The organism is Pyxidicoccus caerfyrddinensis, from assembly GCF_010894405.1.
Taxonomy (GTDB): Bacteria; Myxococcota; Myxococcia; order Myxococcales; family Myxococcaceae; genus Myxococcus; species Myxococcus caerfyrddinensis.
In genome coordinates this window covers 266,971-287,463 of the sequence record NZ_JAAIYA010000004.1, presented here as the reverse complement: position 1 = coordinate 287,463, position 20,493 = coordinate 266,971, and the positions used below count along the sequence as shown (strand labels likewise).

The 20,493-nt window shown below is 70.6% G+C and carries 16 protein-coding genes; 10 read left to right on the top strand and 6 right to left on the bottom strand.

Annotation, left to right across the window (positions count from 1 at the left end; genetic code table 11):
- Positions 1-54 precede the first annotated feature (54 nt).
- Positions 55-2,628, bottom strand: coding sequence for an AAA family ATPase (locus G4D86_RS11585; RefSeq protein WP_163992697.1), 2,574 nt, complete (start codon positions 2,626-2,628; stop codon positions 55-57).
- Between the two features lie 219 nt (positions 2,629-2,847).
- Here G4D86_RS11585 and G4D86_RS11580 point away from each other — a divergent pair, with 219 nt between their 5' ends.
- From G4D86_RS11580 to G4D86_RS11550, 7 genes are all read left to right on the top strand, one after another.
- Positions 2,848-3,552, top strand: a complete 705-nt coding sequence (locus tag G4D86_RS11580) for a YIP1 family protein (protein ID WP_163992695.1) — start codon at positions 2,848-2,850, stop codon at positions 3,550-3,552.
- Positions 3,549-4,988 carry a TolC family protein gene (locus tag G4D86_RS11575; protein ID WP_163992693.1) on the top strand — a complete coding sequence of 480 codons (1,440 nt, stop codon included), beginning with the start codon at positions 3,549-3,551 and terminating at the stop codon, positions 4,986-4,988. The genes G4D86_RS11580 and G4D86_RS11575 overlap by 4 nt, the downstream gene beginning before the upstream one ends.
- Positions 4,985-6,253, top strand: a complete 1,269-nt coding sequence (locus tag G4D86_RS11570) for an efflux RND transporter periplasmic adaptor subunit (protein ID WP_163992691.1) — start codon at positions 4,985-4,987, stop codon at positions 6,251-6,253. The genes G4D86_RS11575 and G4D86_RS11570 overlap by 4 nt, the downstream gene beginning before the upstream one ends.
- A complete protein-coding gene (locus G4D86_RS11565; protein ID WP_163992689.1) occupies positions 6,250-7,002 on the top strand; it encodes an ABC transporter ATP-binding protein in 753 nt (250 codons plus the stop codon). Before G4D86_RS11570 ends, G4D86_RS11565 begins: the two co-directional genes overlap by 4 nt.
- The gene (locus G4D86_RS11560) at positions 6,999-8,237 is read left to right on the top strand and encodes an ABC transporter permease (protein ID WP_163992687.1); all 1,239 of its coding nucleotides are present in this window, start codon (positions 6,999-7,001) and stop codon (positions 8,235-8,237) included. Before G4D86_RS11565 ends, G4D86_RS11560 begins: the two co-directional genes overlap by 4 nt.
- Before the next feature lie 4 nt (positions 8,238-8,241).
- Positions 8,242-9,474 (top strand): ABC transporter permease, encoded by a 1,233-nt coding sequence (locus G4D86_RS11555; RefSeq protein WP_163992685.1) that lies wholly within the window; start codon positions 8,242-8,244, stop codon positions 9,472-9,474.
- Positions 9,475-9,547: 73 nt separating this feature from the next.
- Positions 9,548-10,555, top strand: a complete 1,008-nt coding sequence (locus G4D86_RS11550) for a cysteine synthase A (protein WP_163992683.1) — start codon at positions 9,548-9,550, stop codon at positions 10,553-10,555.
- Here the strand turns inward: G4D86_RS11550 and G4D86_RS11545 are convergent.
- On the bottom strand, positions 10,533-11,822 hold the full coding sequence (locus G4D86_RS11545) for a hypothetical protein (RefSeq protein ID WP_163992682.1): 1,290 nt from the start codon (positions 11,820-11,822) through the stop codon (positions 10,533-10,535). The genes G4D86_RS11550 and G4D86_RS11545 overlap by 23 nt on opposite strands.
- 129 nt (positions 11,823-11,951) lie before the next feature.
- Positions 11,952-13,223, bottom strand: coding sequence for a DnaA N-terminal domain-containing protein (locus G4D86_RS11540; protein ID WP_240360193.1), 1,272 nt, complete (start codon positions 13,221-13,223; stop codon positions 11,952-11,954).
- A 595-nt stretch (positions 13,224-13,818) separates the two neighbouring features.
- Between G4D86_RS11540 and G4D86_RS11535 the strand changes: the two genes are divergently transcribed.
- Both G4D86_RS11535 and G4D86_RS11530 read left to right on the top strand, forming a co-directional pair.
- Positions 13,819-15,144, top strand: a complete 1,326-nt coding sequence (locus tag G4D86_RS11535) for a hypothetical protein (protein ID WP_163992678.1) — start codon at positions 13,819-13,821, stop codon at positions 15,142-15,144.
- A gap of 6 nt (positions 15,145-15,150) precedes the next feature.
- Positions 15,151-16,320, top strand: coding sequence for a hypothetical protein (locus tag G4D86_RS11530; RefSeq protein ID WP_163992676.1), 1,170 nt, complete (start codon positions 15,151-15,153; stop codon positions 16,318-16,320).
- Here G4D86_RS11530 and G4D86_RS11525 read toward each other — a convergent pair.
- Both G4D86_RS11525 and G4D86_RS11520 read right to left on the bottom strand, forming a co-directional pair.
- The gene (locus tag G4D86_RS11525; protein WP_163992674.1) at positions 16,308-17,957 is read right to left on the bottom strand and encodes a sensor histidine kinase; all 1,650 of its coding nucleotides are present in this window, start codon (positions 17,955-17,957) and stop codon (positions 16,308-16,310) included. The two genes, G4D86_RS11530 and G4D86_RS11525, sit on opposite strands and share 13 nt — an antisense overlap.
- The gene (locus G4D86_RS11520) at positions 17,926-18,630 is read right to left on the bottom strand and encodes a response regulator transcription factor (RefSeq protein WP_163992672.1); all 705 of its coding nucleotides are present in this window, start codon (positions 18,628-18,630) and stop codon (positions 17,926-17,928) included. Before G4D86_RS11520 ends, G4D86_RS11525 begins: the two co-directional genes overlap by 32 nt.
- Positions 18,631-19,041: 411 nt before the next feature.
- Between G4D86_RS11520 and G4D86_RS11515 the strand changes: the two genes are divergently transcribed.
- Positions 19,042-19,635 carry a hypothetical protein gene (locus tag G4D86_RS11515; RefSeq protein WP_163992670.1) on the top strand — a complete coding sequence of 198 codons (594 nt, stop codon included), beginning with the start codon at positions 19,042-19,044 and terminating at the stop codon, positions 19,633-19,635.
- Between the two features lie 3 nt (positions 19,636-19,638).
- Here G4D86_RS11515 and G4D86_RS11510 read toward each other — a convergent pair whose 3' ends face one another.
- Positions 19,639-20,472, bottom strand: a complete 834-nt coding sequence (locus G4D86_RS11510) for a hypothetical protein (protein ID WP_205519540.1) — start codon at positions 20,470-20,472, stop codon at positions 19,639-19,641.
- Between the last annotated feature and the right edge of the window lie 21 nt (positions 20,473-20,493).

The following is a 20,493-nucleotide window of genomic DNA, read 5'->3' as shown; positions in this document are numbered from 1 at the left end:
ATGTCACCACGCACGGGACTCCGAGGCACGTAAGACGTGGGGGCGACCCGCGATTCAGTGCGAGTCGCGTCGGAACTGCAGCTGGCCGGACTGCACCGCGACGCGGACGCGGTCTCCGGAGCCGAACTCACCGGAGAGGATGCGCTCCGCCAGCGGAGCCTCCACCAGTCGCTGCACCATCTGCCGCATGGGCCGCGCGCCGAGCTGCGGGTCGAAGCCACCGGACTTCAGCAGGTGCCCCACCACGTCCTCGCCCGCGACGTACTCGATGCCCCGCTCCGTCGCGAGCCGCTTGCTGCTCTCCTCCAGCAGCAGCGTGGCGATGCGCGCCACCTCCGTCTCCTCCAGCGGACGGAAGGGGAGCCGCTCGTCGATGCGGTTCCACAGCTCCGGCGGCAGCGCCTTGCGCGCAGCGGAGGCCGCCAGCTCCATGGCATCCGCCGGCCCACCCGCATCCGCGCCGAAGCCCACCGGCCGGCCCGTGCGGGAGAAGGCCTCCGCGCCCAGGTTGGTGGTCATCACGATGACCGTGTTCGAGAAGTCGATGTGCCGGCCCTTGCCGTCCGTCAGCCGGCCCTCCTCCAGCACCTGGAGCAGGAGCAGCTGCACCTCGCGGTGCGCCTTCTCGATTTCGTCCAGCACCACCACCGACGACGGCCGGCGGCGCACCGGCTCGGTGAGCTGGCCACCCTCGCCGAAGCCGACGTAGCCCGCGGGTGCGCCGATGAGCCGCGAGACGCCGTGCTGCTCGGACATCTCGCTCATGTCCAGCCGCACCAGCGCGTCGCGGTTGCCGAAGAGCACCTCCGCCAGCGCCCGCGCCATCTCCGTCTTGCCCACGCCCGTGGGGCCCAGGAAGAGGAAGCTGCCCATGGGCCGCCGCGACGCGAACCCGGCGTAGTTGCGTCGAATGACCCGCGCAATCCGCGCCACCGCCTCCGTGTGGCCAATCACGCGCTCGGACAGGTCCTGCTCCAGCCGCAGCAGGCGCGCCGAGTCGTTCATGAGCAGCCGCTCCTCGGGCACCCCCGCGAGCTTCGCCACCACGCGCGCCACGTCCGCCGCTTCCACCACGTCCCGGCCCTCGCGGTGGCACCGGCTGCCCGCCAGGTCCACCACGGAGATGGCCTTGTCCGGCATGAACCGGTCCGTCACGTAGCGGCTCGCCAGCGACGCCGCGGCCTCCAGTGCCTCCGGCAGGTAGCGCAGCGCGTGGTGCTCCTCGTAGCGGCCGATGATGCCCTGAAGGATTTCCACCGTCTCCGGCACCGACGGCTCGTTCACCACCACCGCGGTGAAGCGCCGCTCCAGCGCCGGGTCCGCGCTGATGAACTTGCGGTACTCGTCGTGCGTCGTCGCGCCGATGCACGGGAACTCGCCGCGCGCCATCGCCGTCTTCAGCTCGTTGGCCGCGTCCTGCGGGCCCTCGCCCGTGGAGCCCGCGCCCACCAGCGTGTGGATTTCGTCGATGAAGACCACCACGCGCCCCTCCGCGCGGCGGACCTCCTCCTTCAGCGCGTTGAGCTTCTCGGAGAAGGAGCCCCGAAGCTGCGTCCCCGCCACCAGCGAGGCCATGTCCAGCTCCACCAGCACCTTCTCCGCCAGCGTGCCGCGCAGCTCCAACAGCCGCTGCGCCACGCCCTCCACCACCGCCGTCTTGCCCACACCGGGCTCGCCCAGCAGGCACGGGTTGTTGGTGCGGCGCTTGCCCAGGATGTCGATGACCTCCTCGACCTCCCGCGCGCGGCCCACCACCGGGTCCAGCCGCCCCTCGCGGGCCGCCTGGCTCAGGTTGCGGCCCAGCGAGGTGAGCAGCGGGAAGGCCTTCGCGTCCAGCGTCACGGACGCGTGACGGGCCACGGGCGCCGGAGGCGGCGCCACCGGGCGTGACAGCGGCGGGGGCAGGGGCGCGGGCAGAGGCGGAGCGGTGCGCGCCACCACCGGCGGGGCGGGCGGAGGCGGAGCGGCGCGTGCCACCACCGGTGGGGCGGGCGGGAGGACGGGCTCGTCGGCCAGCGCCTCCGGTTCGTCCACGTCGATGAGGTCCCTGGGCGACAGGGCCGGAGTGGAGCGCGACGGCCGCTTCGGAAGAGGCGGGGGCGTGGTGATGGCACGCGGCAGGCTCACCGCGACCGTTGAGGCGGGCAGGGGGGAAGGGGGGGCCCCCACCGGGCGGCTCACGGGCACCCGGCCGCCCGTTGCGAGCGCGCGGCCGGTCTGGAGGAAGCGGGGCATGCGGCCGCTCGTGAAGTAGGCCATGGCCGTCGTACGCAGCGTCGCCAGGTCCTGGCCCGCATGGAGCAGCAGCTCGTGCGCAGAGCAGCGCACCCGCGTCACCGCGATGAGCAGGTGCAGGCAGTCCGCCTCGGGCGAGCCCAGGCTGGTGGCAATCTCCCGCGTCTTCTCCCGGAGCTCGCGCACCACCCCGTCCGTCTCGGCCGGGGCCGCCGTGAGGAGCTGCAATAGGGCGTCCTCGTCCACCCCCCGCTCCTTCAACAGGAGCTGGGCGCGGTTCTCCACCGTGAAGAGGGCCAGCAGCACGTGCGCCGAGGTGAGCCTCTGCACCACGCTCTGTGCGATGTCGTTCGCCTCGTGGAGTACCTGCGCGAGATCCGTGCTATCGACCATTCGAGCTCCGGCAAGCGGGCAGGCAGGCGGAATACACCCTCTCCAGGCGTCCAGCAAAATTTCCGCTACAGGTCGCTACAGGTCCGCTGAAACACTGAGGTAGAAAGCGGGCCCACGCGGAATTCGGTTGGCTGCCTGCTCGTTCTCCGCGTCAATTCCGGCTGGCCGGGCAATTGCCTGAGGGCGAGTGCCGTACATCGCTCCGAGACACTCAACCATATGACCTCTCTCGTCCAACCGGTACGCGTCTTCGTCGACCCCTTCGAGGGAACGCGCACCGCCGTCGAGGCCCGCCGCTGGGTGTGGCCTCTCCTGATTCTCGCCCTGTGCGTGTCCGCCTCCGGGACGCTCTATTCCCTGCGCTGGGACGCCGCGCCCGACGTCATCCGTGAGCTGCAAGGCACGGGCACGCTGGCCGGCATGTCCGAGGCCGACCTCTCCGACAACATCCAGACCGCCACCCGCAAGGCGCTGGTGGGCGGCATCGCCAAGGGTGTCTTCGTCATGCCGCTGCTGGCGCTGGTGCTGGCGTGCGTGCTGTGGGTGGTGGGCTGGCTGTTCGACCGGCCCGCGCCCTTCGAGCGGCTGATGTCCGCGGCGGCGCTCGCGCTGCTGCCCATCGCCCTCTACCACCTCATCTTCACCGTCTGCCTCGCGGCGCAGCACTCCGTCACGGCCGCGCGCGCCGCGCAGCTCGTGCCCTCCAACCTGGGCGTCATCATCCAGGGGCTGAGCCCGAAGATGCTCCGGGTGGCCAGCGCGGTGGACTTCTTCAACCTGTGGAGCGCGGGCCTCTTGGGCCTGGGCTTCTCCGCCGCCACCGGCATGAGCCGCGGTCGCGCGCTGCTGCTGGCCGTGGTGCTCTACGCCATGTTCGCGGGCGTGATGATGATTGGCCTTCCGGGGATGGGAGGTGGCAAGTGAACGCGCTCCTCGTCGCCGCCATCCTCTCCGCCGCGCAGGCGGACTCCCCCCAGGCGCCCCCGAGCGCCGCCACCCAGGACCCCCTGGCCCCGGCCTCCACCGCCTCCGTGCCGTCGAGTCCCGCCGTCCCGACGGACGCCACCACGCCCATCTCCCTGGACCAGGCCCGCGCGCTCGGCCGCAACAACGCCAGCGCCATCCAGGCGCTGCTGGACGTGGAGGTCGCCGAGCAGGACGTGAATGTGTCGCGCTCCGCGCTCCTGCCGCAGCTCAGCCTGGCGGCCTCCGCGGGCAAGACGTGGACCAGCAATCAGATTAGGGCCAACTTCATCCCCGACCCGACCAACGCCAACCGCGTCATCACCCGGGAGGTCGAGGCCCCCGCCTACACCATCGCCAACTACGACCTGGGCCTGACGCTGACGCAGGTCATCTACGACCGGGCGCGCTTCAAGCAGCTCCAGCAGAGCGGCGTGCTCCGGGACGTGGAGAAGAGCCAGGCGCTGGAGGAGGCGGACACCTCCGAGCTGGAGGCCATCCGCCGCTTCTTCGTGCTATTCCGCACCCAGGCCACCCTCCAGGTGCTGGAGGCCACCGTCAAGCGCAGCGAGGAGCAGCTCGAGCGCGCCCGGGCCCTGTTCCAGGCGGGCCGCGTGGGGAAGAACGAGGAGATCACCGCCCTCGTCAACCTGGGCAATGACCGCATCACCTTCACGTCGACGCTGGCGCAGCTGGTGACGGACCAGACGCAGCTGGCCATCTGGCTGGCCCGCCCCGGCACCGAGCCCTTGCAGGCGGCCGACCCCGGCGTGCTCCAGACGGAGCCCGCGCCCGCGCCCGCCATGGACACCGCCCTCACGCAGGCCCGGGAGCACCGGCCGCTGCTCGCGGCGCTCCAGGGGCAGGTGCGCTCCGCGGAGCTGCAGCGCGCCATCGCCCGTGCGGACTACATCCCCAGCCTGTCGGCACGCGGTAGCTACACGCGCGGAGGTCCGAGCGCGGAGGCCGTCTTCACGGAGCCGCGCCTGCAGAACGACCTCACCGCCAGCGTCCAGCTTTCGTGGGACCTCTTCAACGGCTTCGCCACCGGCGCCCAGTCGAAGCGCGCCGAGGCCAACATCCGCCGGGCCCAGGTGATACTGGCGCAGACGGTGCGCGAAATCGAAGGGCAGGTGCGCAGCGCGCACCGCTCGCTGGAGGCCCAGCTGGTGGCCGCTCGCCTGGCCGCTGACAACCGCGAGGCCGCCGTCCAGGGCTTGAGGCTGGCAGAGGAGCGCTTCCGCGCCGGCGCGGGCTCCACCCTGGAGGTCCGCGACTCGCAGCTCAGCCTGACGCAGGCCGAGCTCAGCTTGCTGGAAAACAGGATTGATGTCGAAATCGCCCGCTTCACATTGCTGCGGGCCATGGGCGCCCTGAGCCCGGGAGAGTCGAAATGAAGTGGTGGAAGGGTGCCATTGCTGGCGTGTTGTTCCTGGGTGCGGCGGCCATCACCGTCGGCGGACTCAAGGAGCGGCCGCCGCCGTCACTGGAGGTCCAGGTCGCCAAGGCGCACAAGGGCACCATCACCCGGACCATCACCGGTGCGGGCAAGGTGCAGGCGGCCACCACCGTGAAGATCTCCTCCAGCCTCTCCGGAGACCTGGTGGAGCTGCTCGTGAAGGACGGCGAGCCGGTGAAGAAGGGCCAGGTGCTGGGCCGCATCGACAAGCGCATCTACGAGGCCGCGATGAAGCAGGCGATGGCGTCGCAGAACGCCTCGCGCGCGGACACGCAGGTGGCCGAGGTGGAGGCGGTGCGCACCGGGCAGGAGCTGGCCCGCGTGGAGGGCCTGGCGGCGAAGGGCCTCGCGTCGGCGGCGGAGATCGAGCAGGCGCGCGCGGCGAAGAACTCGTCGGACGCGCGGGTGGCTTCCGCCAAGCAGATGCTGGCGCGCAACGTGGCCTTCGTGGACCAGGCGCAGACGGACCTGTCCAAGACGACGCTCTTGTCGCCCATCGACGGCAACGTCATCGAGCTGTCGCGCGAAGTGGGTGAGCGCGTGCGCGGCTCGGAGCTGTCCGAGGACGTGGTGATGACCATCGCCGCGCTCAGCGCCATGGAGGTGAAGTTCGAGGTGGGCGAGCACGAGGTGGTGCACCTCAAGCCCGGCCAGCCCGCCGAGGTGACGCTGGACGCGCTGGAGGGGCAGACCTTCAGCGGCTCCGTGGTGGAGATTGCCCAGAAGGCGCTCATCAAGAACGCGGGCACCGAGGCCGAGGTGACGAGCTTCCCCGTCACCGTGGCGCTGGACACCCGGCCTCCGGGCGTGCTGCCCGGCATGAGCGCCGAGGTGCGCATCTCCGCGGAGACGCGCAAGGACGTGGTGCTGGTGCCCATCCAGGCGGTGACGGTGCGCTCGGCGCGCTCGCTGCCTGACTACAAGGAGCCGGTGGAGGGCGGGGCGCTGACGGCCAAGCGCACCGAGTCGCTGGCCAAGGTGGTGTTCGTGGTGGACGCCGAGAACAAGGCACGCGTGCAGTCGGTGACGACGGGCATCGCCTCCGACACGGAGCTGGAGATCCTCACCGGCATCAAGGACGGGGACCGCGTGGTGGAAGGCCCCTACCGCACGCTGTCCAAGGAGCTGAACGACGGCGACGTGGTGCGCGAGCCCGAGCCGGGTCAGGGCCCGGGCGGCACGAAGGGTGGGCGGAAGTCGTGAGTGACGGAAGCAGCGCGGGGCCCCTCATCCAGGTGGAGAACATCACCCGCGTCTTCCACGTGGGCGGCGAGGAGGTGCGCGCGCTGCGCGGCGTCTCCTTCGGCATCAACCGTGGCGAGTGGGTGGCCATCATCGGCCAGTCGGGCTCCGGCAAGAGCACGATGATGAACGTGCTGGGCTGTCTCGACACGCCCACCAGCGGTCGCTACATGCTGAACGGCAAGGACGTGTCGCGCATGAGCGACGACGAGCTGGCCGTCATCCGCAACGTGGAGATCGGCTTCATCTTCCAGACCTTCCAGCTGCTGCCGCGCGAGACGGCGCTGGCCAACGTGGAGCTGCCGCTGGTGTACCGCGGGATGCCGGCGCGAGAGCGCCGTGAGCGGGCGCGGGCGGCGCTCGACAAGGTCCAGCTCACGCCCCGCATCCACCACAAGCCCAATGAGCTGTCCGGCGGTCAGCGGCAGCGCGTGGCCATTGCCCGCGCGCTGGTGTCCGAGCCGTCCATGCTGCTGGCGGACGAGCCCACGGGCAACCTGGACTCGGCCACGGGCGAGGAAATCGTCCGGCTGTTCGAGCAGCTCCACCAGGCGGGCCACACGCTGGTGCTCGTCACGCACGAGCCCAAGCTGGCGGCGCGCTGTCCCCGGGCCATCCGCCTGAGCGACGGGCAGATTGTCGCGGACGGCGTGGGCCGTGACGTGGCCCTGGGCACGGCCCCGGTGGTGCTGGCCGCGGGGGGCGCATGAGCCTGCCGCCGGGCTTCAGGGTGGACGTGCTGGAGGGCGCGCGCATCGCCGTCTTCTCGCTCAAGGCCAACCGCCTGCGCACGGTGCTGACCACGCTGGGCATCGGCATCGGCGTGGCGACGCTGCTGGCCATCGTCGGCATCATCCAGGGGCTCAACACGTCCTTCCACCGGCAGCTGGCCGGCTTCGGCGCCAACACGCTCTACGTCTCCAAGTTCCCCTGGATGATGAAGGGCGACTGGTGGGTGTACCGGAACCGGAAGAACTTCACGATGGAGCAGGTGGACCGGCTGCGGTCGCTGGCGCCCTTCCTGTCGGCCATGTCGCCCTACGTGCAGCGCGTGTCGGACGTGGCGCACGGCGGCGAGCAGATGTCCACGGTGCGCATCACCGGCGTGAGGCAGGAGTACCTCTCCATCGCCGGCTATGAAGTCACTGGCGGACGCTTCATCACCGACGCGGACGACGAGGTGACGCGGCCGGTGGCGGTGGTGGGCGCGGACGTGGCGGACGCGCTCTTCCCCGGCATCAGCCCGGTGGGTCGCACCATCCGCATCGACAACCGCTCGTTCCAGGTGGTGGGCACGCTCAGCCGCAAGGGGAAGATTGTCAGCGAGAGCCTGGACCTCGTCGTCTTCATCCCCTTCAAGACGTTCTATTCGAGCTTCGGCAAGGGCCGCGGCTTCGAGATTGCCCTGGCCGTGGAGGACGCGGCGCAGGTGAAGCGGGCGGAGGACCAGTTGATAGGCATCCTCCGGCGCATCCGCTCCACGCCGCCGGACGCCGCGGACGACTTCAGCATCAACAAGCCCGAGGCCATGGCCCAGACGTACGAGCAGCTCACCGGCGCGCTCTACGGCGTGGCCGTGGGCGTGGGGCTCATCACGCTGCTGGTGGGTGGCATCGGCATCATGAACATCATGCTGGTGTCGGTGCGCGAGCGGACGCGGGAGATTGGCGTGCGGCGGGCGCTGGGCGCGCGCAAGCGCACCATCGTCTTCCAGTTCCTCATGGAAGCGTCGAGCGTGTCCGCGGTGGGAGGCCTGCTGGGGACCACGGTGGGGCTGGGCACGGCGAAAATCGTCTCGCTCATCACCCCGCTGGCGGCGGACGTGCAGCCGGGCACGGTGATTGGCGGGGTGGGCTTCGCCGCGCTGGTGGGCCTGCTGTTCGGCATCTGGCCCGCGGCGCGCGCGGCCAACCTGGACCCGGTGGAAGCCCTCCGGTACGAGTGACGCGATGCGAGCCTTCCTGGACAACCTGCGGCTGGCCCTGGGCACGTTCCTGGGCAACCCGCTGCGCTCGCTGCTGACGCTGCTGGGCATCGTCATCGGCGTGGCGACGGTCATCACCATGATGGGGCTGATTGAAGGGCTCCGCATGAAGGTGAACAAGGACCTCGGCCGCATGGGGGCCCACACCTTCCAGGTGACGAAGTGGCCCGCGGGCGGCTTCGGCCGCATCAACTGGGCGAAGTTCGCCCGGCGGCCGGACATCACCATGGAGGACGTGCACGCCATCGAAGAGGCCTGCCCGTCGGTGGGCGTGGTGGCGCCCGCGGACGACGAGGGCGGCCAGAAGGTGGCCACGGCCGCCCTGGAGACGCGGCCGTCGGTGCGCGTCTTCGGCACGCAGACGAACTACTCGGTGACGAGCGGCCTGACGCTGGCCTCCGGGCGCTTCTTCAACGAGGTGGAGGCGCTGGACGGTCGGTCCGTGGTGGTGCTGGGCACGGACGTGGCGGACGTGCTCTTCCCCGGCATGGACCCGGTGGGCTACGAGGTGCGCATCAAGGGGCGGCCCTTCCGCGTCATCGGCGTGCTGCAGCGGCGCGGCAGCATGATGGGCATGTTCAGCCTGGACAACCAGGCGATGATGCCGCTGCTCATCTTCCAGCAGCTCTACGGGAAGAACCGCTCGCTGGACGTGGACGTGCAGGCGAAGGAGCCCGAGCTGTTCCAGAAGGCGCAGGACGAGGTGGCCACGCTCCTGCGCCGCCGCCGGAGCGTGGCGTCGAACCTGCCCAACGACTTCGAGATGCACACCAACGAGTCGATGACGGCGTCCTTCAACCAGCTCTCCGTGGTCATTAGCATCGCCGGCGTCGGAGTGTGTCTGTTGTCGCTGGTGGTGGGCGGCATCGGCATCCTGAACATCATGCTGGTGTCGGTGATGGAGCGGACGCGGGAGATTGGCGTGCGCAAGGCGCTGGGCGCGAAGAGGCGGCGCATCCTCGGGCAGTTCGCCACGGAGGCGGTGCTGCTGGCGCTCATGGGCGGCGCCATGGGCGTGGGCCTGGGCTTCTTCCTGGTGTTCCTGGGGAACTGGATGCTGCGCTTCCCCATGGTCGTTCCGCCGTGGGTGGTGGCGCTGGCCCTGTTCATGAGCTGCGGGGTGGGGCTGTTGTTCGGCATCTACCCGGCCGCGCGGGCGGCGAAGCTGGACCCCGTCGAGGCGATGCGCGCGGACTGAAGGCCCTGGGTGGGTTGCCTCGCTCGTGGGACTCCGCTACGGGGGAGTCCTACGCGACGCGAGGGACACACGCATGGCGCCACGCATTGGTTCGCTCTGGGACGCGGTAGGGAACACGCCGCTCTTGCGCATCGGCTCGCTGAGCCGGCAGACCGGGTGTGACATCCTCGGGAAGGCCGAGTTCATGAACCCCGGCGGCAGCATCAAGGACCGCGCCGCCAAGGGGATGATTCGCCGCGCGGAGGAGCAGGGGCTCTTGAAGCCGGGCGGCACGCTCGTGGAGGGCACCGCCGGCAACACCGGCATCGGCCTGGGGCTGCTGGGCCGCGAGCGCGGCTACCGCGTCGTCGTCACCATGCCGGACAACCAGGCCCGCGAGAAGTACGAGTACCTGGAGGCCATGGGCGTGGAGGTCCGCAAGGTGCCCGCGGTGGCCTTCGCCAACCCGCTCCACTTCTTCCACCAGGCCCGCGCCCTGGCCGAGCAGCACGGCTGGTTCTGGGCGAACCAGTTCGAGAACCCGGCCAACGGCGACTTCCACTACGAGACGACGGGGCCGGAACTCTGGGAGCAGTGCGAGGGGAAGGTGGACGTGCTCGTCGCGTCGGTCGGCAGCGGCGGGACGATGTCTGGCGTCAGCCGCTACCTGAAGGAGAAGAACCCGGCGCTGCGCGTGGTGCTGGTGGACCCGCCGGGCTCGGGCCTCTACTGCTACGTGCGCGAGGGGAAGCTGGAGTGCACCGGTAACTCCATTACCGAGGGCATCGGCATCATGCGGCTGACGGAGAACTTCCGGCGCGCGCGCGTGGACGAGGCCATGCGCCTGGGCGATCAGGACATGCTGGAGATGCTCTACCACCTGGCCCGCCAGGACGCGCTCGTGGTGGGGACGTCCGCCGCCCTCAACGTGCGCGCCGCGTGGGAGATTGCACGCCGCCACCAGGGCGAGGGGCTGCGCATCGTCACCTTCCTGTGTGACCACGGCAGCCGCTACGCCTCGAAGGTGTTCAACGCGGAGTTCCTCGCCTCCAAGCAGCTCGAGGTGAAGCCGCTTCCCGTCAGTCCTCCCGCAGCACCGTGAGGCCCGTGTCCGTGAGGACGTAGAGCATCGCGGGCTTCACGGTGGGGTCGTAGACCACTTGCAACACCTGGTCTCCGCTCACCGTGTCCACGCGGGTGGGCGTCTCGCCGCCTTCTGCGATGCGCCACAGGCCCGCGTCATGGGTGCCCACGTAGACGCTTCCGTCGTCCGTGGCCGCGAGCGCCGTCACGTTGTCGGAGGGGAGGACGCTAACGCGCGTGTAGTTCGCGCTGGAGCGGTCCTTCTGGTCCATGCGCCAGAGGCCGAAGTCCTTGCTCCCCACCCAGGTGACGCCCTGCTTCGTGCGGGTGATGGCGCGCCAGTAGTCGAACGTCTCCAGGCTGTTGAGCTGCGCGTTGTGGCCCTTGTAGCGCCAGGGCACCGGGCCGTCCCAGGTGCGCTCCTTGTCGAAGTCCTCCAGCACGCCGTTCGGTTCGAGGATGCCCACCATCCAGTCGTTGGCGACCAGCACCTCGCCCTCGGGCCCGATGCCCAGGCCCCAGTTGAAGCCGGCCTGGAGTGAGTCACCGTCCGCGTACCAGGCCGCGTGGCGGTGGCTGTTGTAGGTGAGCCCGCGCACCAGCGACACGCCATGGTTGGTGCCGATGTACAGGTCCCCCTTGTCGCGCCCGCGCAGCCCCCGCTGGCAGGTGAGCACGGAGCGGTCCTCGTCGTAGTGGAAGTCGTTGGTGTTGCGGATGCCGAGATGCTGGGTGCCGCCGGATACGCCCACGCTGCGCCACAGGTGCTCTTCCAGCGCCACCGTGCCGTCGGACTCCAGGCGCACCGCGTCCAGGTCGCCCTTCTGGTACTCCGCGAAGCGCGCTTCGGTGTAGTGCGGCTCACCGGGCGCGGGGATGTACGCGTGGGGCTTGTCCGGCACCTCCGACTGCAACTCGTACGTGTGGTAGCCCACGTAGGCGCGGCCCGCCTCGCCGCCGCAGATGACGGTGGAGCCGAGCGCCTTCTTGTCCCGCCCGAAGCCTCCCTCGGCCTGGCCCACGCCGCGCGTCCACGTGGGCTCCGTGTCGCCGGGCCGCAGCACGCCAATCTCCGCGCCGCGCAGCAGCCAGATGTTGTGCGCTTCGTCGACGCCGACGCTCCTCACTCCGGCGCCGATGCGGAACTCCGCCGAGTAGTTCTTCACCGCGTCCGTGGGCCACGGGCCCGGGCCGCTCGGCGCGTCCGCGTCGCTCCCATCCTTCGACTCACCACAGGCGCCCAACAGCACCGCCGCCCCCACCACCCATCCCCAACCGCCGCGCATCTACCCTCCCGGCTGTCTGCTCCTGCCGGATACCCAGCAAGGCGCATGCCCGGCGGGATGGGAAAATCCCTTCCCACCGTGGCGACTTCAGGGGAACGCGGCGGGCTCGGAGCTTGGAGGCCGTGCCGACTACCGGGCCATGTCCGTCGCCGCCTCCTGCGAGTCCTCGTCCGAGGGCAGCCGCCACCGCACGCCCACGAGCCCGCAGTCGCGGATCAGCGCGTCCACCAGGGCGCCGTAGTTCTCCTCCACCCATTGGCGGAAGTAGACGTCGGGCACGGCGAGGATCAGCCGTCCGTCCTGCACGTCCACCGGATGGGCCTTCTGGAGCCACAGGAGGGCGTAGCGCTTGCCCTGCTCGTGGAGCCGCGTGAGGCACCGCTGCCACGCGCGTCCGGCCTGCGAGGACACGTCCACGCTCGGGGGCGCGGAGACCTCGGCGGCGTCCGGCTGCTCGTGCGGGACGTAGCGCACCCAGACCTTGGGCGAGCAGAAGGCCACGCACGTCCCCACCGGCTGGCGGGAGCGGCCCCAGTCGGACTGGAGGTAGCCGCGGCAGGCCGTCAGCAGCCGTCCCTCGTCGCCACCCACCTTCGACAGGGCGTGGCGGTACCAGTCCGACCAACCGGGAGGCAGGTCCTCGCGGGGCACGCCCCGGAAGGCGCGGGTGCGCTCGTCCTGGAAGGTCTCGAAGAAGGACTCCGCCTGGGTCTGGGCGTCACGAGGCGGGGCGGCCGGCTCGGGCGGAAGGGAGACGGGGACCAGGTGGGTGCCGGGCAGGGCGAGCTGCACGGGGTCGATGTCCTCGGACGTGTCTTCGTCCGGCGGCGGAGGCGGTGGGACGGGGGCGAGATGTCCCATGGACGATCCACCCTCCATCGCTGCTGCTGCAGAAGAAGAACTCTTCTTCTCCGTCTCCCTCTCCCTCTTCTTTCTAGCGGCGGATGTCCCGGGCGCGTCCGCGGGACGTCCTGCGGACGCGGCGGCCTTGTTGGCGCGCTCCCTGCGTTTTCGCTCGGCCTCCTTCTTCCTCTTTTCGAGGACTTGCACGTAGCGGTCGCAGAGGGTGAGCCGGACGCTGTCGTCCTCGCGCACGAGGATTCCGGTGCGGAGCAGCGCGTCCCAGAAGGCCCCGGGAGCGCCCGTCCACCGTACGGCGCCCTCGACCGCTTCACACCAGATGGGCTCGTCCGCGGACGCGTCCTGCGGACGTCCTGCGGACGCGGGAAAGGGCTCGAAGCGTCCGGAGGGGAGGGCCTGCACGGCCCAGATCTGGAGCTCCACGATGGCGCCGAGGAACGCCCGCCGCTCCATGCCCAGCGAGCGCGCGGCGCCCACCACGGCGAGGCTCATGGGGAAGCCGACGTCCACCTGCACCCAGTCCAACCCGCCCACGATCATGCCTCCACGGTCCCGCGCTCGAAGCGTCGGGCCCCTGCGTGCGTCCGGTGCTCGTCGGTGTCCCCAACCGGTTTCCAGATGCGCGGGACACCGCGGCGCGCACCTTCCAGGCCTGTCCCACCCTGTCGCACCCCTGGTACACAGGGGCCCCGGGCGCGTGAGCAGATCGCGGCCCACCACTACGACAGAGACACGTCGCTGATCCAGAGCCGCGCGATCTGCTTCGTCCGGCCAGCGCCGGCTACCTCCTGAGTGGAGTGAACCGCCCGTGTTCACCCAGCGTGTGCCCGGGGAAGAGCGTGATCCGTTTCGGAGGCGCGCTCACTACAGCGTGCAACAGGTTTCACCCCGAGCCTGATCCGCACAGGGTAGTGGGCCGCTGATCTCACCCTGGGTGGAGATCAAGTGGCTGATCCGCGCTGATCCACGGCTCAAAATTTTCTGATCGCGATCAGCCGCCGGCCTCAGGTTCGGGAGGACGCACGGAGGGGGCGGATGTAGGTGCCGGGGCCCTGCACGACTTCTGCACAATCATTCCTCGGGAAGCGCACGAGCCGGTCATCCGGGTTGCACACCCGGCGCCCATCCTGGGTTCATGAACGCTCCATCACTTCCTCCCCGCTCGCCGCGCGCGCCTGACGGAGCCATCCGCAAGGCCCTGCGGTGGCTCGTCGCGCACCACGTCTTCGGCAGTCTCTTCATCGTCGTGTTCGCCACGGCGGTCATCGCCGGGCAGGTGGCGAACCGGACGGACTTCGCGAACTCCGAGCTGGCCGCCGGGGTGGAGGACCGCTGGGGCGCGCCTGTCACCCAGCCCGCGCCGTCGCTGCGCTACGTGCACAGCGGCACCATCTTCACCGAATTGAAGCCGCTCGCCTTCGACCGGCAGCACGTCCAGGTGAAGGCGCAGATGAACTACCGCAAGCGCGGCCTGCGCTACTTCTCCGGCTTCGACTTCACGCTCGACGCCGACTACGCGGTGGTCAACCGCGAGGGCCGCGACATCGACGTGGCCTTCATCTTCCCCATCGAGATGGACAAGTCCCAGGTGCTCCTCTCGGAGCTCCAGTTCCTCGTCGACGGTAAGGAGTCCAGCCTGGACCTGGGCGAGTCCGGCAACCGGCTGGTGTGGACGGGCCGCATCGCCAAGGACGCCACGTCGCGCTTCTCCATCCGCTACCGCGCTCGGGGCCTCAACTCGTTCGTGTACAAGCTGGACCCGGCGCTGCCCGCGCGTGATGTCCGCGTCCACTTCGCCGTGGAGGGCGGGGAGAACTACGACTACCCGGCGGGCGTGCTCGCCGCGTCGTCCGTGCAGACGGCGAGCGACGCCGTGACGCTGGACTGGGCCTTCCAGTCGCTCGAGTCCGGCGTGAGCCTGGGCGTCATCCTCCCGTCGGAGAAGACCTTCGACGCCATGGTCTCCCTCATGGCGGGCCGCGCGTGGGTGCCGTTCATCGCGCTGCTGGCGCTGCTCGCCGCGCTCAGCCTGCGCCACCGCCGGCCCATGGCGCTCCACGAGACGTACCTGCTGGCCGCCGTCTACGGCTTCTTCTTCGTGCTGCTCTCGTACCTGGCCGCCTTCATGAACTTCTACGTCGCCTACGCCATCTCCGCCCTGGGGCTGGGCGCGGCGGTGGTCGCCTGGGCCCGGTGGCTCTTCCCCAAGGAGCGCCTCGCCGTGCTCATCGGCCTGTGGGGCGCGACGCTCATCGTGCCCACCGGCGCCGTCATCCTCGAGGGCTACACCGGCCTCATCTACACGCTGGAGATTCTCGCGGCGCTGCTCGGCCTGATGGTCCTCTCCACCCGCCCCAGCGTGCGCGCCTTCCTCTCGGATTTGTCGCAGCCCGGTGAGCCGCCGCGTGGCGCCGTCGCCGCCGCTGTTCCCGCCACCCCTGTCACCCCGGAAGCGAGCTGAGCCGCCATGTGGACCCTTCCTCTCGTCGTCGGACTGCTGCTGGGCACGACCGAAACCTCTACTCCCGCGGGCACCGCCACCGTGCCGCTGGAGCAGCTCATTCCCCTCTATGCGCAGCGCGAGTCCGCACCGCCTGCGCCGCCTCCCACGGAGGCCCTGGTGAAGAGCCAGCTCAAGGGCCGCCTCTCCGCGGACACCCTCCACGTGGAGGGCCAGTTCGACGTGGAGGTGCTCGCGGACAATCGCTGGACGCAGGTGCGCCTGCTCCAGCTCGACGCGGACACGTACCCCAGCGAGCTGCCCACGCTGGATGACGCCACGGTGGGCGTGGTGGACGGCTACCTCTGCCTCGTCACCCGCAAGGCCGGACGCTATGCCTTCGAGGTGGGCCTGTCCGTGCGCTCGCCGGGCGCGGGCCCCATGCGCCGCGCGCAGCTGCGCTTCGGGCCTGCTGTGTCGCCGGTGCCGCTGACGCTCGAAGCGGACACCGCCGTCTTCACGCTGCTGGAGCCACTGTCCGCCTCGGACGGCGAGGCCCACTCCGTCTACCCCGTGCAGGGCGCCCTGCGCGTCGGCTGGCGCGCGGCCGTGGCGCAAGCGGAGCTGAGCCCGAAGCAGCAGGTCCGCCCGCCGCTGGAGCCCCGCATCACCGAGGCCACCGCGTCCTGGGTGTCCACGCTGGAGGGCCGCGCCACGCTGCGCGTGAGCTACGCGCTGAGCCTGGACCGCGAGCAGCCGCTGGAGCTGGAGCTGCCCGAGGGCCACCGACTGGAGCGCATCACCCTCAACTCCATCCCCGTGCCCGTGGAGACGCAGGACGGCACGCTGAAGCTGAAGGCCGCGCCCGCGCGCCTCGGTGAGACAGGGGGCACGCTGGAGGTGGTGCTGGCGCGCGAGCTGGGCGTCTTCCACCTCTCCGGCCGGCTGAAGCTGGCGCTGCCGCGTGTGTCGTGGCCGGTGGCCGAGCTGCGCGCCCGTGCGCACTTCCCCGCGGTGTTCAACTACCGCCGCGAGGGCGGCAGCCTGGAGCAGGTGGAGGCCGCCGCTTCGGCGGACACGGCCGAGGCGGGCCTGCCCGGCAAGGAGCTGCAGTTCCGCCAGTACCTCGTGGCGGCCTCCGCGCCCACGCTGGAGCTGGGCTACTCGGTGGACATCTCCAACAGCTACTTCCGCTGAAGCACCGGCACGGGCGCCGCCACCACCGCGAAGGCGGCGCCCGGCCCTGGAGCCTGCGCGGGCAGCAACTCCAGCCCCGCGCCGAAGGCCCGCAGCATGGACTGGGCGATGGTGAGTCCCAGCCCCGTACCGCCCCGCTCGCGCGCGGTGGTGAAGAAGGCGTCGAAGATGCGCGCGCGGTTGGCCTCGGAGATGCCGCGCCCGTTGTCCCGCACCACCACGCGCACAGGGCCGGTGCCGTCCGCCTCCACCGCCAGGTCCACACGCACGCTCTCACCGCCGTGCTGACGCGCGTTGGTGACGAGCTGCCAGAGCACGTCGTCCAGCACCTCGGCAGGAAGCGGAAGCAGGAGGCCCGCGGGCCCCGGCGCCACGTGCACCTCCGCCACGCCCTCCGCGCGGGCTCGGGCGGCGAGCGACTCCAGCAGCGGAGCCAGCTCCACCCGCGAGGGCGTGGCCGTCATCGAGTCCGCGCGCGCCAGCTCCAGCAGCCGCTGCACCAGCCGCGTGAGGCGCCGCGCGTCCGCGTCGACGTTGGCGAGGAACCGCGTTCGCTGCTCCGGCGACATGACGTCCGCGCTGTCCCGCAGCAGCTCCACCGCGCCTTGGATGGAGGCCAGCGGCGTCTTGAACTCGTGCGACACGTTGGCGGCGAAGGAGCGGATGTACTGGTTCCTGTCCCGCAGCGCGGTGGCCATGCCGGCGAGCGCCTCGGACAACTCGGCCAGCTCGGCGACCACGGGGCGCGCCACCGGCTCGAAGCCCGAGGGGTCGCTCACGGCGATGGCGCGCGTCTGCTTCACCAGCGCCCGCACCGGGCGGCCCACCAGCGCGCCCGCGGCCAGCGACATCAGGGCCACCGCGCCCACCAGCACCAGGCCCGTGGCGGTGAGGTTCCACCGGTCCGCGTAGACGGCCTTGGCGAACGTCATCGGCGTGCGGGCCAGCACCACCGCGCCCCAGACGCGGTCTCCCATCAGCACGGGCAGGGCCACCGAGACGCGGATGCCCGTGTCCCGGCTGAGCGAGGCCAGGGGCGTGTCCTCGGGCTCGGCGTAGCGGCGGCGCAGCACGCTGGCCGGCTCTCCGCGCAGGGCCCGCTGCACCTCGGGACGGTCCGCCAGGGTAGTGCCGAGCACCTCCGGGCTGCTGCTGCCCACCACGACACCCTCCGTGTCCACCACGCGGATGCCCGCCAGCGTCGTGGCTCGCACCTGTTCGAGCAGCGGGTTGAGCCGCGTGCCGGCTCCCAGTGCAAGGGGCTCCGCGGGCACGCGGGAGGGCGCGGGTGTCTCGTCCGGCGGGAGCGGCACATCCGAGGCCTTCAGCGAAGGGAGGATGGGCTTCAGCCGCTTGTCGTCTGGGATGGGGAAGGGCCAGGGGGAGATTCGCACCCGGCCGTAGGTCTCCGCGTGGACTCCTTCGCTGAGCTGCTCGCGGAAGACCTGCGCCACCACCGAGCCCTGGGCGATGAGCTCCGACTCCGTCTGCCGGATGAGCTGGTCGTCATAGACGCGCACGAAGGACAGGCCCGCGAGCGTGAGCATGAAGCCGGCCACGCCCACCGCGGCGAAGACCATCCACAGGCGCGGGCGCGCGCGCCGGCTAGGGGAGGGCGAGCCGATAGCCGAGGCCATGCACCGTCTCGATGACTTCTCCGCCCGCCGCGGAGAACTTCTGCCGCACCCGTCGCACGTGGCTGTCGATGGTGCGGTCGCTCACCACCACATCGTCGTAGACGCGCGTCATCAGCTCGTCGCGCGTGAAGACCTTGCCGGGCACGCGCAGCAGCGTGGCGAGCAATTGAAACTCCGTGACGGTGAGCACCACCTCCTGCTCGCCCCACCACGCGCGCCAGCGCTCCGCGTCCATGCGCAGCGGGCCGCGCTCCTGCATCCGTGCAGTGGGCGGACCGGGCTCCGGCGGGGCGGCCGGAGCGGGGCGCGCGCGCCGCAGCACCGCCTTCACGCGCGCCACCAATTCGCGCGGGCTGAAGGGCTTGGTGAGGTAGTCGTCGCCTCCCAGCTCCAGCCCAAGGATGCGGTCCACCTCGTCGTCGCGCGAGGAGAGGAAGACGATGGGCAGCTCGTGCTTGCGCCGCACTTCACGGCACACGGCGAGCCCGTCCAGCTCCGGCATCATGATGTCCAGGACGATGAGCGCGGGCACCGAGCGCTGCACCTGGGTGAGGGCGGCGCGGCCATCCGCGGCCTCCTCTACGTGGAAGCCCCCCTGCTCCAGCGCGAAGCGGACGATTTCCCGCAGGTGCGGATCATCATCGACGACCAGGACGGTGGGACGTTCAGCCACGGGCGCGGAGTCTACACCCGGTACGACAGGCAGCGGATCCAGTCGAGGCGCCGGTACTGCGCCTTCAGGTGAATCAACGCGCAGCCACTCCACAAGTGAAGCCAAAAGGGCGGGGTACCTCATCGGGTACCCCGCCGGTTGTTACCACCGCCTCGAACGCCGGCGGGGACGAGGAATCGCCACCGCGGCGGCGAGCAGCAAAATGACTGGAATGAACACGAGCATCGTCTGAGCCATCACCGTCGCCCTCCTTTCAGGAAGTCGCGCACTATGGCGCCCCCCTCTGACGTGGAGTCCGGGGCTTTCCTGAAAACACCGTCAAACGAGAACGTGACAGCCGGAGCGGATGCGGGCCGTTCTCCCGTGTGCGGTGGGCCTGTCAGCTCTACGACGGGGTGCCGTCCCCATTGCATGCAGCCGCGCATCCCGCCCTTCGTTCCCTCTGACTACACTTGGCTCTCCGGGTCAGAAGTCCTCCGTCCGGCGGACCTCGTCACCATCGGCGCGGGCCTGGCCTGGTGCCTTGAGATGAAGCGGGAGGACCTGTCGGGGTGGTATCGCCCGCTGGGGCTGGCGCTGTTCGAGCGCCTCGGCCTCACCGGGCTGCCGCAGTACCGCGCGGTCGCCGAGGAGACACGAGGGCCTGAGCTGCTGCGCGCGCTTGGCGTCGCGGAGGGCTTCCCCAATCGGTCCAATGCGCTCGGGCGCGCCTGGATGTTCCGGGCCAGCCTGCTCGCCTTCCCGGACCATGCTTCGGGTGTGCTGGAGGGCCATCCCTACCAGTTGGCCATCTTCAACCGTGGGATTCCCGAGGCCCTGAAGCCCCTGGCGGAGCAGACCGCTGACGCGCTCATCGCCCACTGCCGCGCGGCGAACGAGCTGGCCCGGGAGCTGGACCGGGCCATCGTCGCGCTGTGGGGCTGTCCGCTGGAGTGGCTCGACGCGCAGGTCACCGTGGCCGAGCTCGTCGCAGCGGGACTGGCCCTGCAGACCTTCGAGCCGTGACGGCTACAGCAGCTCGCGGGTGATGACCTCGGAGCGTTCCTTGTCGTTCCAGGTCACCTTCCGCGTCTCGCGGCCATTGAAGTACATGGCCTCCTTGTCGCTGATGAGCTTGCGGATGGTGACGCGCGACAGGAACTGGCTCTCGTCCACCCCGTGGGTCAGCTCATAGCGGGGGACGGACGTGGAGGCCTCGCCCAGGCGGACGCGAATCTCGCCGACGGTGTCCACGTAGTCCGCCAGGCACTCCAGCTGGTTCAGCGCGCGCCGCAGCACCTTGTCGGTGCGCTTGCTGATGACCCGGTCCCAGAAGAGGTAGCCGGCGCCCAGCGTGGCCGCGCTGGTGAAGAAGATGAGGAAGTTCAGCGCCGGGTCCAGGTAGCGGTTGTGCGTGAGGCCCTGGTCCGCGGCGGCCTCGGCGAGGATGTCCTTCATGGACTCCACCGCCGTGCGGTGCGCCAGCTGCGTCCACTCGCGCGCGTCCTTCTCCGCGCCGAGCAGCAGCCAGCAGAATCCCAGGTGCAGCGCGATGAGCGACGTGCGTGCCTTGTCGCGCTCCATGCCCAGCGCGTCCGTGAAGCTGTTGCGCGCGGCCTTGAGCAGCTCCAGCCGGTCGTCACGCGTGCGGTGGGGCTTGAGCGCCGCTTCCAGGTGGATGCGGCCCGCGTGGAAGGGGCCCTCCTGGAGCTGCTTCGCGTCGCGGTGGAGCTGGCGCAGCAGCGTGAGCTGCTCCTCCTCCGTTCCGAGCAGCGTCTCCAGCAGCGTCGCCGCGGCCGCGTCACCGAGGCCGGCGCCCGCCTGCTTTGGAACCGCCATGACGAGCTCGTCCCACCTGGCCATGCGCGGACTCCCATGTGCTGT

What these genes read in the sequence shown, in the direction of transcription:
- G4D86_RS11540 (WP_240360193.1), bottom strand. Translation starts at nt 13,223, where the DNA reads ATGATCGTGGGCGGGTTGGACTGGGTGCAGGTGGACGTCGGCTTCCCC.
- G4D86_RS11570 (WP_163992691.1), top strand. Translation starts at nt 4,985, where the DNA reads ATGAAGTGGTGGAAGGGTGCCATTGCTGGCGTGTTGTTCCTGGGTGCG.
- G4D86_RS11510 (WP_205519540.1), bottom strand. Translation starts at nt 20,472, where the DNA reads ATGGCCAGGTGGGACGAGCTCGTCATGGCGGTTCCAAAGCAGGCGGGC.
- G4D86_RS11550 (WP_163992683.1), top strand. Translation starts at nt 9,548, where the DNA reads ATGGCGCCACGCATTGGTTCGCTCTGGGACGCGGTAGGGAACACGCCG.
- G4D86_RS11580 (WP_163992695.1), top strand. Translation starts at nt 2,848, where the DNA reads ATGACCTCTCTCGTCCAACCGGTACGCGTCTTCGTCGACCCCTTCGAG.
- G4D86_RS11535 (WP_163992678.1), top strand. Translation starts at nt 13,819, where the DNA reads ATGAACGCTCCATCACTTCCTCCCCGCTCGCCGCGCGCGCCTGACGGA.
- G4D86_RS11525 (WP_163992674.1), bottom strand. Translation starts at nt 17,957, where the DNA reads ATGGCCTCGGCTATCGGCTCGCCCTCCCCTAGCCGGCGCGCGCGCCCG.
- G4D86_RS11545 (WP_163992682.1), bottom strand. Translation starts at nt 11,822, where the DNA reads ATGCGCGGCGGTTGGGGATGGGTGGTGGGGGCGGCGGTGCTGTTGGGC.
- G4D86_RS11515 (WP_163992670.1), top strand. Translation starts at nt 19,042, where the DNA reads ATGCAGCCGCGCATCCCGCCCTTCGTTCCCTCTGACTACACTTGGCTC.
- G4D86_RS11555 (WP_163992685.1), top strand. Translation starts at nt 8,242, where the DNA reads ATGCGAGCCTTCCTGGACAACCTGCGGCTGGCCCTGGGCACGTTCCTG.
- G4D86_RS11530 (WP_163992676.1), top strand. Translation starts at nt 15,151, where the DNA reads ATGTGGACCCTTCCTCTCGTCGTCGGACTGCTGCTGGGCACGACCGAA.
- G4D86_RS11560 (WP_163992687.1), top strand. Translation starts at nt 6,999, where the DNA reads ATGAGCCTGCCGCCGGGCTTCAGGGTGGACGTGCTGGAGGGCGCGCGC.
- G4D86_RS11585 (WP_163992697.1), bottom strand. Translation starts at nt 2,628, where the DNA reads ATGGTCGATAGCACGGATCTCGCGCAGGTACTCCACGAGGCGAACGAC.